The organism is Cyanobium sp. NS01, from assembly GCF_014280235.1.
Taxonomy (GTDB): Bacteria; Cyanobacteriota; Cyanobacteriia; order PCC-6307; family Cyanobiaceae; genus NIES-981.
In genome coordinates this window covers 2,058,969-2,072,983 of the sequence record NZ_CP047940.1, presented here as the reverse complement: position 1 = coordinate 2,072,983, position 14,015 = coordinate 2,058,969, and the positions used below count along the sequence as shown (strand labels likewise).

General features: G+C 66.8%; 15 protein-coding genes and 2 tRNA genes. 11 read left to right on the top strand and 6 right to left on the bottom strand.

Annotated elements, in window-relative coordinates; all coding sequences use genetic code 11:
- Positions 1-22: 22 nt before the first annotated feature.
- Both CyaNS01_RS10770 and murA read right to left on the bottom strand, forming a co-directional pair.
- Positions 23-104, bottom strand: a tRNA-Leu gene (locus CyaNS01_RS10770).
- Positions 105-116: 12 nt separating this feature from the next.
- Positions 117-1,478 (bottom strand): UDP-N-acetylglucosamine 1-carboxyvinyltransferase, encoded by a 1,362-nt coding sequence (gene murA / locus CyaNS01_RS10765; RefSeq protein WP_186697080.1) that lies wholly within the window; start codon positions 1,476-1,478, stop codon positions 117-119.
- Between the two features lie 326 nt (positions 1,479-1,804).
- On the opposite strand from murA, the gene CyaNS01_RS10760 reads away from it, so the two are divergent.
- From CyaNS01_RS10760 to CyaNS01_RS10730, 7 genes are all read left to right on the top strand, one after another.
- Positions 1,805-1,888 (top strand) — tRNA-Leu (locus tag CyaNS01_RS10760).
- Between the two features lie 11 nt (positions 1,889-1,899).
- Positions 1,900-2,148: a hypothetical protein gene (locus CyaNS01_RS10755; protein WP_186697079.1), complete on the top strand. Its 249-nt coding sequence runs from the start codon at positions 1,900-1,902 to the stop codon at positions 2,146-2,148.
- 10 nt (positions 2,149-2,158) lie between these two features.
- A complete protein-coding gene (locus CyaNS01_RS10750; RefSeq protein ID WP_225875642.1) occupies positions 2,159-2,980 on the top strand; it encodes an RNA methyltransferase in 822 nt (273 codons plus the stop codon).
- 64 nt (positions 2,981-3,044) lie between these two features.
- Complete coding sequence (locus tag CyaNS01_RS10745) at positions 3,045-4,499, top strand: dihydrolipoyl dehydrogenase (RefSeq protein WP_186697078.1); 1,455 nt, start codon at positions 3,045-3,047, stop codon at positions 4,497-4,499.
- Positions 4,500-4,540: 41 nt separating this feature from the next.
- The gene (gene trpC / locus CyaNS01_RS10740) at positions 4,541-5,425 is read left to right on the top strand and encodes an indole-3-glycerol phosphate synthase TrpC (RefSeq protein ID WP_186697077.1); all 885 of its coding nucleotides are present in this window, start codon (positions 4,541-4,543) and stop codon (positions 5,423-5,425) included.
- A 36-nt stretch (positions 5,426-5,461) separates the two neighbouring features.
- On the top strand, positions 5,462-6,427 hold the full coding sequence (locus CyaNS01_RS10735; protein ID WP_186697076.1) for an amidohydrolase family protein: 966 nt from the start codon (positions 5,462-5,464) through the stop codon (positions 6,425-6,427).
- A 271-nt stretch (positions 6,428-6,698) separates the two neighbouring features.
- On the top strand, positions 6,699-7,433 hold the full coding sequence (locus CyaNS01_RS10730; RefSeq protein ID WP_225875641.1) for a sulfotransferase: 735 nt from the start codon (positions 6,699-6,701) through the stop codon (positions 7,431-7,433).
- Between the two features lie 129 nt (positions 7,434-7,562).
- On the opposite strand, the gene rpsD is transcribed toward CyaNS01_RS10730, so the two are convergent.
- On the bottom strand, positions 7,563-8,171 hold the full coding sequence (gene rpsD, locus CyaNS01_RS10725) for a 30S ribosomal protein S4 (RefSeq protein WP_186697074.1): 609 nt from the start codon (positions 8,169-8,171) through the stop codon (positions 7,563-7,565).
- Between the two features lie 139 nt (positions 8,172-8,310).
- On the opposite strand from rpsD, the gene yidD reads away from it, so the two are divergent.
- The 4 genes from yidD (at position 8,311) to aqpZ (ending at position 11,283) form a co-directional block, all read left to right on the top strand.
- Positions 8,311-8,571: a membrane protein insertion efficiency factor YidD gene (yidD, locus tag CyaNS01_RS10720; RefSeq protein ID WP_225875944.1), complete on the top strand. Its 261-nt coding sequence runs from the start codon at positions 8,311-8,313 to the stop codon at positions 8,569-8,571.
- Between the two features lie 60 nt (positions 8,572-8,631).
- Positions 8,632-8,907: a glutaredoxin family protein gene (locus CyaNS01_RS10715; RefSeq protein ID WP_186697072.1), complete on the top strand. Its 276-nt coding sequence runs from the start codon at positions 8,632-8,634 to the stop codon at positions 8,905-8,907.
- Between the two features lie 29 nt (positions 8,908-8,936).
- The gene (locus tag CyaNS01_RS10710; RefSeq protein ID WP_186697071.1) at positions 8,937-10,454 is read left to right on the top strand and encodes a UDP-N-acetylmuramoyl-L-alanyl-D-glutamate--2,6-diaminopimelate ligase; all 1,518 of its coding nucleotides are present in this window, start codon (positions 8,937-8,939) and stop codon (positions 10,452-10,454) included.
- Between the two features lie 88 nt (positions 10,455-10,542).
- Positions 10,543-11,283 (top strand): aquaporin Z, encoded by a 741-nt coding sequence (gene aqpZ, locus CyaNS01_RS10705; RefSeq protein WP_225875640.1) that lies wholly within the window; start codon positions 10,543-10,545, stop codon positions 11,281-11,283.
- 16 nt (positions 11,284-11,299) lie between these two features.
- Here aqpZ and CyaNS01_RS10700 read toward each other — a convergent pair whose 3' ends face one another.
- The 3 genes from CyaNS01_RS10700 to CyaNS01_RS10690 form a co-directional block, all read right to left on the bottom strand.
- A complete protein-coding gene (locus CyaNS01_RS10700; protein WP_186697070.1) occupies positions 11,300-12,484 on the bottom strand; it encodes an aminotransferase class V-fold PLP-dependent enzyme in 1,185 nt (394 codons plus the stop codon).
- Positions 12,485-13,627 (bottom strand): hypothetical protein, encoded by a 1,143-nt coding sequence (locus tag CyaNS01_RS10695; RefSeq protein WP_186697069.1) that lies wholly within the window; start codon positions 13,625-13,627, stop codon positions 12,485-12,487.
- Positions 13,628-13,780: 153 nt separating this feature from the next.
- On the bottom strand, positions 13,781-13,960 hold the full coding sequence (locus CyaNS01_RS10690) for a hypothetical protein (RefSeq protein ID WP_186697068.1): 180 nt from the start codon (positions 13,958-13,960) through the stop codon (positions 13,781-13,783).
- Positions 13,961-14,015 lie beyond the last annotated feature (55 nt).

The window sequence follows — 14,015 nt, the reverse complement described above, 5'->3', positions numbered from 1 at the left end:
CCGGGGTCGGTGGCCGTGGCGATAGGAGCGGTGGGACTTGAACCCACATGCCCGAAGGCGCTCGATTTTGAGTCGAGTCCGTCTACCAATTCCGGCACGCTCCCCTGGAGTGGAGCTTAGGCGGCGCTGCTCCCCTGGGTCTGGAGATGGCGCTCGGCCGGCGCCGGCCGAGCGCCGATCCGCTGGATGCAGGCGCCCACGGAGGCCAGCTTGTGCTCCAGGCCGGCGTAGCCGCGATCGAGGTACTCCAGGCCACGCACGCTGGTGACCCCCTCAGCCGCCAGGCCGGCCAGCACCATGGCGGCGGAAGCCCTGAGGTCGGTGCCCTGCACCGGGGCGCCGCTGAGCTGGGCCACCCCCTCGACAAAGGCGATGTTGCTCTGCAGGCGGATGGCGGCCCCCATGCGCTGCAGCTCAGCCACGTGCTGCATCCGATTCTCGAAGATGTTCTCGGTGACCACACTGGTGCCACGGGCCGTGGCCAGCAGGCTCATGAAGGGGGCCTGAAGATCGGTGGGGAAGGCGGGGAAGGGCTGGGTGCGCAGGTCCACGGCCTGGATGTCGCTGGCCTCAATGGTCATGCCGACGCCGTCGTGGTCGAGGCGACAGCCCGCCGCCTCCAGCTTGGTGAGCACAGCCCCCAGATGGTCGGTGATCACGGGGGTGACGCGCAGCCGCGAACGGGTGATCGCCGCAGCCAGAAGCAGGGTGCCGGCCTCGATGCGGTCAGGGATCACGGCGTAGTCGGCGCCATGCAGGCGCTCCACCCCCGTGATGGTGATCGTCTGGGTGCCGGCGCCGCGGATGCGGGCGCCCATGGCGATCAGCAGGCCGGCCAGGTCGGCCACCTCAGGCTCCTGGGCGGCGTTGGCCATCACCGTTTCGCCCTGGGCGAGCACGGCGGCCATCATCAGGGTTTCGGTGGCGCCCACGCTGGGACAGTCGAAATAGATGCGGCCACCGCTGAGGCGCTTGCCGCGGCCGGGTACCACCGCCGTGACCACGCCATGCTCGATGGTGACCTGGGCCCCAAGCGCCTTGAGCCCCTTGACGTGCTCCTCCACTGGCCGGGTGCCGATCTTGCAGCCGCCGGGAAGAGGCACCTTGGCCATGCCCATCCGGGCCAGCAGGGGACCGATGCAGAAGAAGCTCGCCCGCAGGCTGTTCACCAGCTCATAGGGAGCCGTGGTGCTGTGGATGCCGGAGCCGTCCAGCACGAGGCTGTTCGCCTCGCGGCTGACCTGGCCGCCCAGGCTCTGCAGCATCTCGCCCATGCCCACGATGTCGGTGAGGGGAGGCACGTTGCGCAGCCTGATCTGATCGCGAGTGAGCAGGCAGGCGGCCATCAGCACCAGGGCCGAGTTCTTGGCGCCATCGACGCGCAGCTCACCCTCAAGACGCCGGCCACCGGTGATCTGGAGCTCCGGTTGGGCCTTGCTCAGGTCGGTCGCGAGGGATGGCAGGGATAGGGCTGTCATGAATTCCCGGACATCCCCGGCCTTTTTGTCTGGGCATGTTGACAACAAAAGGCCAGATCGTCTAGGTGGCCGCTGCGGGAACTGCACCATGCCCCTGGCAGTCAGGGGGGAAGACCCGCTATCGGCTGATTCAGGGCGATCCCTGGCGCCATCCGGTTTGCTGGCCCAGGGGGGCTGCAGCGGCAGGCGCAACGGGGCGCTTGGGTGTGGCCAGGTGGATGTGCCCGTGCGCACACGGGGAGATGGGGTGTCCTGCGGGGAAGGGCCCCGGGAGCGGCGCGTCGGGCCGATGCCGTATGGTTCCGAAGTCGCAGAGCGACGGCCACGCGGATGTGGCGGAATTGGTAGACGCGCTAGTTTCAGGTACTAGTGGCAGCAATGTCGTGGGAGTTCAAGTCTCCCCATCCGCATTTGAGATTCCATGATTCTTCTAAAAATCACCAATTCCTCCGAAGTGGTTGCTTCGAAGGTGGGCAAGTTTCTGGAGAGTCTCACGCCTGACGCCATGGATCAGACCACCGTTGAGGACATCGTGGTGGGCAAGCTCATTGAAAACTTGAGGGCCGAGGGCATCAAGGGTGAAGTGGCCGCTGTTAAGGGGATGGAGCTGGAGGAGGCCGAGATCGTGATGCAGGACGCCATGCGGGTGCGCCGCCACGAGCGCTTCTGAGGCCGGCCGCTTGCTCCCGGAGCTGATCAGCAGCCGCCGCAATCCCCTCGTGCGTCGCCTGCGCCAGCTGCACGCGGGCAAGGGCCGCCGGGATCTGCAGTTGCTGCTGCTGGAGGGCACCCACCTGTTGCAGGAGGCGGTGCGCCTCGGTCTGCAGCCCGTCGACCTGCTGGCCACGCAGGCCTGGCTCGAGACGCACCGGAGCTGGCTCGACAGCCTGCCGCTGCCCCTGCAGCCCGTGCCGGTGACGCCGGAGGTGCTGGCGGCGGTGGCCACCACGGAGCACCCCGACGGCGTGGTGCTCAGCCTGTCCATGCCAGGGCTCGGCTGGGGGCCGCCCGTCCCGTCGCTGGTGCTGGCCCTGGATCGGCTTCAGGATCCAGGCAACCTCGGCACCTTGATGCGCACCGCCCTGGCCAGCGGCGTGGAGGCGCTGTGGCTGGTGGAGGGGGCCGACCCGTTCCAGCCCAAGGTGCTGCGGGCCTCGGCCGGCGCCGCCCTGGCCCTGCCGCTGCAGCGCTGCAGTCGCGCCCAGCTGCTGGCGCGCCTGCATGAGCTGGGCGCCGTCGCTGCTCACCATGGGTGCCAGCCCCCCCAGGTGGTGGCCGCCGTGCCCCCCGGCCCCGCCGCCCTGCCCTACTGGCAGCTCGACTGGCAACGCCCCACCGTGCTGCTGCTGGGCCAGGAGGGCTCAGGCCTGGCGCCGGAGCTGCTGGCCTGCGCCAGCCACTGCGTCACGATTCCCCACAGCCCGGCGGTGGAGTCGCTGAACGTGGCGGTGGCGGCGGCGCCGTTGCTGCTGGAACGCCAGCGCCAGCGGCTCACGGCCTGAGGCCCGAGCGGCAGACAGGCGACCACTGGCGAGGGAGAATGCCGCCATCTGTGCACGGCCCCTGGTGAGCGACGCCCCTGACGACCGCAGCTTCGACTTCGACCTGATCGTGATCGGCGCCGGCTACGGCGGCTTCGATGCGGCCAAGCACGCCGCCGAGCATGGCCTCTCGGTGGCGATCGTGGAAGCGGCGGAGATGGGCGGCACCTGCGTGAACCGCGGCTGCGTGCCCAGCAAGGCCCTGCTCGCAGCCAGCGGCCGGGTGCGGGAACTGGCCGATGCCGAGCACCTGGCCGGCTTCGGCATCCACGCCGCGCCGGTGCGCTTTGAGCGCCAGAAGATCGCCGACCACGCCAACCAGCTGGTGGCCACGATCCGCACCAACCTCACCAAGACCCTGGAGCGCGCCGGCGCCACGATCCTGCGGGGCCAGGGCCGCCTCGCCGGCAGCCAGCAGGTGACCGTGCGGGCCAGCGGTGGCGGCGTGGAGCGCACCTACAGCGCCCGCGACGTGATCCTGGCCACGGGGTCGGAGCCCTTCGTGCCCCCCGGCATCGAGACCGACGGCCGCACCGTGTTCACCAGCGACGAGGCGGTGAGCCTGGAGTGGCTGCCGCGCTGGCTGGCGATCGTGGGCAGCGGCTACATCGGCCTGGAGTTCGCCGACGTCTACACCGCCCTGGGCTGTGAGGTCACCATGATCGAGGCCCTGGATCGGGTGATGCCCACCTTCGATCCCGACATCGCCAAGATCGCCGCCCGCCATCTGATCGACGGCCGTGACATCGACGCCCGCGCCGGCCTGCTGGCCCGCAAGGTGACGCCGGGCTGCCCGGTGACGATCGAGCTGGCCGACATGCAGAGCCGCGAGCTGGTGGAAACCCTGGAGGTGGATGCGGTGCTGGTGGCCACCGGCCGCGTGCCCAGCAGCAAGCAGCTCAACCTGGCCTCCGTAGGGGTGGAGACCAACCGGGGCTTCATCCCCGTGGATGAGCGGATGCAGGTGCTGCTGAACGGCGAGCCCGTGCCCCACCTCTGGGCCGTGGGGGATGTGACCGGCAAGATGATGCTGGCCCACACCGCCGCCGCCCAGGGCAGCGTGGCGGTGGACAACATCCTGGGCCATGTCCGCCGTATCGATTACCGCTCGATTCCCGCGGCCACCTTCACCCATCCGGAGATCAGTTCGGTGGGGCTGAGTGAGGTTGAGGCCAAGGAGCTGGCGGCCGCCGAGGGCTTCGCGCTGGGCAGCGTGCGCAGCTACTTCAAGGCCAACTCCAAGGCCCTGGCGGAGCTGGAGAGCGACGGGCTGATGAAGCTGCTGTTCAACAAGAGCACCGGTGAGGTGCTGGGCGCCCACATCTACGGGCTGCACGCCGCCGACCTGATCCAGGAGATCGCCAACGCGGTGGCACGCCGCCAGAGTGTGATCCAGCTCGTGAACGAAGTGCACACCCATCCCACCCTCAGTGAGGTGGTGGAGGTGGCCTACAAGCAGGCCGCCATGGCCGTGGCCTGAGGGCCGGCCCCGTTCTGTCCCTTCCTCTCGTCCGTTGATCCATGCAGATTCGTCGCCGCCCCCCGAACCCCAAGGTGAAGGTGGCCTTCCTGGAGTACGGCGTGCCCCACGCCGAGGCGGCGCCGCGCCACATCCTCGAGGAGATCGTGTGGGAGAAGGACCGGGAGGTGGCCACGGCCCGCGAGCGGGTGCCCCTGCAGAAACTGGCCCGCCAGGTGGCCGATCTGCCCCCCACCCGCGACTTCGAGGCCGCCCTGCGGGCCAGCTGCCGCAAGCCGGCCGTGATCGCCGAGATCAAGAAGGCCAGCCCCAGCAAGGGCGTGATCCGCGAGCACTTCGACCCCGAGGCCCTTGCCCGCGGCTACGCCGCCGGAGGGGCCAGCTGTCTGTCGGTGCTCACCGACAAAGTCTTCTTCCAGGGAGGCTTTGAGGTGCTGGTGCAGGTGCGCCAGGTGGTGGAGCTGCCCCTGCTCTGCAAGGACTTCATCCTCAGCCCCTACCAGCTCTACCAGGCCCGCGCCGCCGGCGCCGATGCCGCCTTGCTGATCGCCGCCATCCTCACGGATCAGGATCTGACCTACCTGCTCAAGGCGGCCCGCAGCCTCGGCCTGGCCACGCTGGTGGAGGTGCATGACAAGGCCGAGCTGGAGCGGGTGCTGGCCCTGGAGGGGGTGCGGCTGATCGGGATCAACAACCGGGATCTCGCCAGCTTCCACACCGACCTGGCCACCACCGAGCAGCTGATGGCGCGCCACGGCGCGGCGCTGCGCGCCAAGGGCGCCCTGCTGGTGAGCGAATCGGGCCTGTTCAGCCGCGATGACCTCGATCGGGTGCAGAGCGCCGGGGCGGACGCGGTGCTGGTGGGCGAAGCGCTGATGCGCCAGGACGATGTGACCGCCGCGCTGGAGGCCCTGATCGGCGGCTGAAGGCGGCCTGTTCAGGTCTCTGCTGCACTGCACCCCATGCCAAGGATCCTCAACAAGATTGCTCTGGAGGAACACTTCAGCGCCCCGGGCCTTGAGCCAACGATCAACGAGGTGGCCTTCTTTGATCCCGGGGTGCTTGCGGGCATTGAGGCGGCTTTGCCGGAGCTGGCCGAACAGCGCCTCCTCGCCATGGACAGGGCCGGCATCGCGATAGCCGTGCTGTCCCAGACGGCACCGGGTGTGCAGTCCATCAGGGATAAAGCCCTGGCGGTGGAGCTTGCCCAACGGGTGAATGATTTCCTGCACACACGCATGGCGCTGGCCCCGGCGCGGTTTCGTGGCTTCGCGTGTGTGGCTTTACAGGATGTGGATGCCGCCTGCAACGAGCTCAAACGTTGTATTCAGGAACTTGGATTTGTCGGCGTGCTTGTGAACGGTGCCACTAATGGCGTCTACTTGGACGAGCCCCATTTTGCTCCTTTCTGGCATACCTTGGAGCAGCTTGATGTACCGCTTTATCTCCACCCTGGCCTGGTGAGTGAGCACGATGCGGCTTTCCGCGGCCATCCAGAGCTCGAAGGTGCCGTGTGGAGCTGGACCTGTGACACCGCCACCCACTTACTCCGTCTGGTGTTTGCTCAGCTGCTGGATCGCCACCCTCGGGCAAGGCTGATCCTGGGTCATATGGGGGAAACCCTTCCCTACATGCTCTGGCGCTTGGACAGCCGGGCTGCGGTGACAACCGTCGGTCGTGCCTTGATCCGCCCCCCATCAGAGACCCTCAAGCGTCATGTCACGGTGACGACGTCTGGAGTCTGTGCGGATGTCCCCCTGCGTTGCGCCCTTGAAGCCATGGGCGACCACGCGGTGATGTTTTCCACCGATTATCCCTATGAAGACATTCAGTTGGCGGCTGACTGGATCGAGCAGGCTGCCATCACAGAAGACCAGCGGATCAGGGTGTGCTGCACCAATGCGCGGCGCGTCCTGCGCCTGGCATGAGAGGCCTGGTCTTGAACAGGCGTTGGTGGCTCGACCATGACACAAGCCGCCAGAGGCGGGGCGGGGTGAAACAAGACAAGCTGGGATTAATCCCGGAGATCAGACCTTGCAGGAACAGAATGCCACTCTTGATAGTCCAGGCTGGAATGCCATTGTGGCAATGCGTTGACGGAGCCTTGTGGGATTAAGACTTGAACGAAGGCCTTACGCCGAAATTGCAGATGGTCTTGCTGGGTTACACGCCAGACAGGTGAGAATGGGCAGGCGATACTTGCCTAATTTCATCATCATCGGTGCCGCCAAGTCGGCCACGACAACACTTGCAGCCGTGCTCTCAAGCCATACTGATATTTTCATCAGCCGGCCCAAAGAGCCGAAGTTTTTTGGGCGCCATTACGGTAAGGGCTGGCCATGGTATCGGGGCCTCTTCAGGGCCGGATCGGGCTTTGCCTGGCGCGGTGAGGCGAGCACAATGTATGCCAGCCCGCTGAGGGAATTTCGGGATGCTCCTGGGCTGATGCATCGATACTTCCCAGGAATGAAAATCGTCTATGTCGTGCGTCATCCGCTTGATCGGCTCGTGTCTCAGTGGCGCCACGTCAAAGGACGATGCCCTGACTATGTGGCATTTGAGCGAATTCTTTCCGATCGTCGAGCCGCTCGCCTGTTGATCGGTTGTTCCAGTTACTACGAAAGAATCAACGCCTATCGAAGATATTTCCCGGATCAGCAGATCCATTGCTTGACGTTTGAGGATCTGATCGCTGATCCTGCTGCCGTGCTCGGGGAGCTGCTGGTTTTTCTGGGGCTTCCGCCTCAGACGCACAGCATTCTGGAAGCAGGAGAGTTGCCCAAGCTCAACAAGGTGGGACAAAAGGGTCGTGCCCATGTATCGGAGCCCGACTGGCCAGGCCCGATGCGTGCCTCTGTGATTCAACGGCTCCGTCCTGATGCGGAAGCCTTTCTCGCCTACATCGGCAAGCCAAAGGATTATTGGACTTGGTGATCAGGGGATGCACCTGCACGTGCTCACGCAGCGGGCGAGCAAAGGGCTCTGGGGGCTGTGGTCAGAGCTGCCCGATGAGCAGGCTGACCACAGCCCCCAGACCCCTTGCTGTGCCTCTGACTGGGAGTCCTACACCTTGCGGGAATAGAACTCCACCACCAGCAGCTCGTTGATTTCGAGGGCGACCCATTCGCGCTCGCAGCGGCTGATCACCTTGGCGGTGAACTTGCCCTTGTCCAGTTCCAGGTGGGGCGGGATGTTGGCCAGGCCCGGGAATTCCAGGTTGCCCTCCGCCAGCTTGCGGCTCTGCTTGCGCTCGCGCACGGCGACCACGTCGCCGGGCTTGCACTGGAAGCTGGCAATGTCCACGACCCGGCCGTTCACGGTCACATGGCCATGGTTCACGAACTGGCGAGCGCCGGGCACGGTGGGCCCGAAGCCGAGGCGGAAACAGATGTTGTCGAGCCGGCTCTCGAGCAGCTTGAGCAGGTTGGTGCCGCTGGAGCCTCCCTGGGCTCGCGCTTTCTTGACGTAGCGCACCAGCTGGCGCTCGGAGATGCCGTAGTTGAAGCGAAGCTTCTGCTTCTCTTCCAAGCGGATGGCGTATTCGGAGCGCTTGCGACGGGCTTGGCCGTGCTGACCGGGGGGATAAGACCGCTTGGCGGACTTACGGGTGAGACCGGGAAGGTCTCCCAAGCGCCGCGTGATCCTCAGACGAGGGCCGCGGTAACGAGACATGAAAACAAGGTGGTGGGACGGAACGGGACCCCAGGTGGGTCCCATGGCGGCCGCAGCTGGGGCATGCTGGATCAAGTCCGCTGCCCGCGCCTTGACGCGCCAACGATCGATCTTATCGGTTGGCCCCGTGGCCCTCGGACTGGCCCCATCCCCTGAGTTGCCCGGGCCTGCGGGCCCCTCCCGCTGGCTGGCCTGGCTTCTGCTGGGGCTGATCGGCCTCTACCGCCGCTTGCTCTCCCCCCTGCTGGGCCCCCGTTGCCGCTTCATTCCCAGCTGCAGTGCCTATGGCCTGGAGGCGATCAGCCGCCATGGACCCTGGCGCGGCGGCTGGCTCACCCTGCGGCGGCTGCTGCGCTGCCACCCCTTCACGCCCTGCGGCTGTGATCCGGTGCCCGACTGAACCGGCCCGAGGGCTCCCCTCAACCCTGCTCTCACCTTCCTGTTTCGCCCTGCGTCCCCGATGGCCGATCACCTGGTGCTCTACTCCCGCCCGGGCTGCTGCCTGTGTGAGGGGTTGGAGGAGAAGCTGCGCCGGCTGACGCCGCCGCCGCCCCTGGTGGTGGTGAATGTGGACGACGATCCTTCCCTGCAGGCCCGCTTCGGGCTGGAGGTGCCGGTGCTGGGCTGGCGCACGGCCACGGGCGAGCAGCTGCTGCCCCGGGTGCCGCCTCGCCTGGTGGACACGGCCCTGCTGGTTTGGTTGGGCAAGAACGGTTTTCCTGGGGGAAGCGTCTAGAACGGCGCCAGCCCACCCGTTGCCCCGCCATGCCCACCCTGCTTCACCCCCTGCTGAGCGAAGTGGGACTGCAGGTGCCTGAGGGCCTTCCCGACGCGACGGTGCGCTCGATCAGCTGTGACTCGCGCCGGGTGGGTCCCGCCACCCTGTTCATCGGTCTGCCCGGCACCCAGGTGGATGGCGGCCGCTACTGGCGCGCTGCCCTCGAAGCGGGGGCCTGCCTGGCAGTGGTGGGTCCCGGGGCGATCCTCGACGACCGCCCCGGCGACGGCGATCCGGTGCTGGTGGTGGAGGAACCCGTGGCCCGCTGGGCCGGAGCCCTGGCCGCCGCCTATTGGGCACAACCCAGCGCCCGCCTGGGCCTGATCGGGGTCACCGGCACCAACGGCAAGACCACCACCACCCACCTGATCGAGCACCTGGCGGGGGCGGCGGGTCTGCCGACCGCCCTGTTCGGCACCCTGGAGAACCGCTGGCCCGGCTACAGCGTCACAGCCCAGCACACCACCGCCTTCGCCGATCTGCTGCAGGCCCAGCTGGCCCGCGCGGTCGAGGCCGGCGCCCGGATCGCGGCCATGGAGGTGAGCTCCCACGCCCTCGATCAGCAGCGGGTGGCCGGCTGCCAGTTCGCCGGGGCGGTGTTCACCAATCTCACCCAGGACCACCTCGACTACCACGCCTCAATGGAGGCCTACTTCGCCGCCAAGGCGCTGCTGTTCACCTCCCCCCTGCTCAAGGCCAGTGCCAGCCCCACCGTGGTGGTGAACGGCGACGACCCCTGGGGTGCCCAACTGGCCCGCCAGCTGGGGCCGCGCTGCTGGCGCAGTTCCCTGCTCGACCCCGGCGCCGAGCTGTTCATCGATTCCCTCGAGATGGAGAGCAGTGGCGTGCGCGGCCGGCTGGTGACGCCCCTGGGAGAGGGCCGCTTCCAGTCGCCGCTGCTGGGCCGCTTCAACCTGATGAACCTGCTGCAGGCCGTGGGAGCCCTGGTGCAGCAGGGGATCCCCCTGGACCTGCTGCTGCCTGGACTGGCCAGTTTCCGCGGGGTGCCCGGACGCATGGAGCGGGTGAGCCCCGCCGGCAGCCAGCCCCAGCCGGTGGTGTTGGTGGACTACGCCCATACGCCCGATGGTCTGGACAATGCCCTGCAGGCCAGCCGGCCCTTCACCAGGGGGCAACTGATCTGCGTGTTCGGCTGCGGCGGTGATCGCGACCGCAGCAAACGCCCCCAGATGGGCGCCATCGCCGCGCGCCTGGCCGATCGCGTCGTGGTGACCTCCGACAATCCGCGCACGGAGGATCCCCAGGCCATCCTCGACGACGTGGTGGCCGGCATCCCCGCCGGCACCGACCTGGAGGTGGAAGGCGACCGGGCCGGCGCGATCGCCGCGGCGATCAGGGCAGCGCAGCCCGAGGATCTGGTGCTGATCGCTGGCAAGGGCCATGAGGATTACCAGATCCTGGGCACCACCAAGATTCACTTCGACGACAGGGAGGAGGCCCAGAAGGCCCTCGGCTCCAGGCTGGGCTTAGCCGGCTTGAAGTGACAAGGATGGTGAACTCGGAGCAAACACGCTGCCAGGGCGACCCTTGGCCAGTACGTTTACCTCGTCCGGTATCTGATGTCACCGCTCCATGGCTTCTTCCGTGCCCATGTCGAGGAAATTCCTCGCCGAGTTGATCGGTACGTTCTGGCTGGTGTTCGGTGGCTGCGGCAGCGCCGTGCTGGCCGCCGTCTTCCCCTATGACGATGCTGCGGTCAATCCCCTCGGTCTCGGTTTCCTCGGGGTCTCCCTCGCTTTTGGCCTCACGCTGCTCACCATGGCCTACGCCATCGGCCATATCTCCGGTTGCCACATCAACCCGGCCGTGACCTTCGGCCTCTGGGCCAGCGGCCGCCATCCCGGCTCGCAACTGCTTCCCTACATCGCCGCCCAGGTGATCGGCGGCGTGATCGCCGGCGGCCTGCTGCTGGGCATTGCCAATGGCCGACCCGGCTTTGAGCTCAGCGGCAGCAATCCCCTGGCCACCAACGGCTTCGGGGCCCACTCCCCCGGGGGCTATGGCCTGCTGTCGGCGCTGATCATTGAAGTGGTGCTCACCTTCATCTTTCTGCTGGTGATCCTGGGCGTCACTCACAAGGATGCGATCAAGGACCTCGCCGGCGTGCCGATCGGCCTGAGCCTGGTGCTGATCCACCTGATCAGCATCCCCGTCACCAACACCTCGGTGAACCCCGCCCGCAGCACGGGCGTGGCCCTCTGGGTGGGTGGTGATGCCGTGGGCCAGCTGTGGCTGTTCTGGCTGGCGCCGATCGTCGGTGCGCTGCTGGCTGGCTGGGTCCAGCGTCAGCTGCTGGATGGCCGCAGTGACTGAGGGATCAACGGAGTGATCAACTGATCAGGCCCGGCGCGGTGAACTCGGCCAGAGTTCCCACCAGCTGGGCCAGCTCAGCTTCTGTTGTGGTGATGTGGGTGCAGGCGCGCAGGCAGTGGGGGGCGTCCAGGGTGCGAAGCCAGAGGCCCCGCTTCCCCAGCTTGCGCACCAGAACCCCCGGCTCCATGCCCTCCACCACGAAGCTCACCAGCCCTGCGGGTGGGGGCTGGTGCAGCAGCGTCCGTACGCCTGCCAGCCCCTGCAGCTGCTGCCACAGGGACCCGGCCCGCGCCTGGATCTGATCGAGGCGCGGGGCGTCGGTGCCTTCACCCTCCAGCAGTTCCAGGGAGCGATCCAGGCCGGCGAACAGGGGGATGCAGGACGTGGCCACCTCAAAGCGGCGCCCGTCGGTGTGAAAGCCACTGGTGGCGCTGCCCTCATGGCTGAGGCTGCGCCAGCCGATCAGGGTGGGCTGGGCTTCCGCCAGCAGCCGCTCAGAGAGGGCCACCACGCCCAGGCCCTCCGGCCCACAGCACCACTTGTGACCTGTGCAGGCGTAGATGTCGGCCGCCTCGGCTGCCTCGGCCACGGGGATGCTGCCCAGTGACTGGGCAGCATCCACCAGGAGCCAGGGTCGCTGCGGGTGCTGGTCCAGCCGGCTGGCCACAGCGGCGATCGGCATCACCTGCCCGGTGTTCCAGAGCAGGTGGGAGAGCACCACCAGGCGGGTGCGGGGGCCGAGGGCGTTCTCCAGCCGCTGCAGCACTGCGGCGTCGGTGGCCGCTGGGTCCTGCAGCAGGTCAGCAACCTTGAAGCGCTCAATCGTGAGTTGCTGGCGTCGGGCCAGCTCCTGGCAGGCCGCCACCACGCCGGGGTGCTCACAATCGCTCAGCAGCAGCACGTCTCCCTGCTGCCAGGGCAGGCCCCAGAGGGGAAGCACGCAGCCGCTGGTCACGTTCTCGGTGAAGGCCAGGCGCTGAGGCGGTACCCCGAGCCAGCGGCCCAGGCGCCTGCGCAGGCCGGCCACCGTTGACTCCACAAAGGGCCACACATCCCCAGTGAATGGTCCCAGCTCCTGCAACTGGCCCCAGGCCGCAACCATGGCCTCCAGACTCGCGGTCGGCAGGGGGCCCTGGCCGCCGTAGTTGAAGTAGGTCTTGTTGGCCAGGGCTGGCAGCTGGTCGCGAAAGCCGCTGGTCATTCAGGCCTGGGTGCCGAAGGTCACCTGGCAGGCCGTATTGATCAGCTGGGCTTCCGCCGGTGTGGTGGGCACCTCGCCGTTCAGCAGCCCCTCTTCGCAGTCGGCCTCCATCTCATAGGTGCCTGAACCGTTGTAGACGGCAAACGTGACTCCCGTGTCTTCCATAGGTTCAACGCTGCCGTAATAGAGCTGCCAATTGGTATCGGGCACCAGCACGGTGGGCTGACGGCGCTCGATGGCCCGATCAATGGAGTCGTTGATGATCGCCGCGGTGGTGAGGGCGGTCACGCCCCACACCACGGACTGCCCGAGCCACCAGCCCCACGGTGGTGAACTGGACCAACCGCCGTACCAGCCACCGCCCCAGGGACGGGAGTTGTACCAGCCGCGTTGACGGGCCCAGCCGCCGCGTCCGTAGTAGTTGTTGACCACCACCGGACGGCGCCATTGGTTCCGCTTGGTGCGGTTGTAGCTGCGCCAGCGGTTGCTGTCCCAGCCTCTGTAGCGGTTTTCGGCCTTGCGGTAGCCGCGGTCATAACCCCGGTGGTAGCCGCGCTTGCGGCCCTTGTCGACCCCCTCCCGGTAGCCGGTCCTGACGCCTTTGTTGTAGCCACGGTCTTTGCCTTCGCGCAGACCCTGGCGATAGATACGATCGCGTTCAGCCTTGGTGAGGCTGCGATCGGATCTTGGTGTTCTGCCTTTTTTGTTGTTGCCGTTGTTGTTGTTTTTGGCGTTCCGATCCCTGGCTCGATCGTTTTTCTGCTTCCGTTCGGCTCGCTCTTTCCGTTCGGCTCGCTCCTTGCGATCGTTCTTCTGGTTGTTGCTGGTCTTTCGATTGCCGTTGTTTTTCTGATTCCTGTCGCTTGTCTTGCGGTTGTTATTCTGGCGCTTCTCAGATTTCTGATCGCGGTTCTTCTTCTTTTTCTTATCCCGGTCTTTATCCTTGTTTTTCTCCTTGGCGATCAGCACTGGGCCGCTGTCGCCGCCGCCCACCATGGCAGGGTTGGCCCGTTGGACTGAGGGTTGCTGCTGGGACTGCCGCAGAGCAGCCACGGAGGGCAGGGCGGTGGCGCCCGCCATCAGCAAAGCCATGCTGATGGCGGGCAGACTCAGACCAGCCTTGTGTTTTGAGTGGAGTGTCATGCCAAGGTCAAATTGGCGATGAAGGCACTATGGACAGCCTGGAGGGGGCTTGACAAGCTTGGCTTTCCAGTTCCCAAGGTGGTGCTGATTGTGTTCTGAAGTAACGCCCCTGCGTGGCAGCCGCAGAGGCCAACCACTCAGCGGCGTTCAGCCTCAGAGCACCTGGCCGAGGGCCACGGCCGCGATGGCCGAAAACAGGGTGATGCCGAGCGCGGTGATCGGGTTCTGTCCCTGGGCCACCGCGACGGTGGTCACCACCCCGGCACCGATGCAGGCCACGGCCAGCTGGGTGAACAGTTCACCGCGGTCACGAGGCGTGGGGCTGGGGGTCATGGCGCTGCCAAGGTCGTCAGCAGACCGTAAGGGGGGTGGACAGGCCGACCCAGCT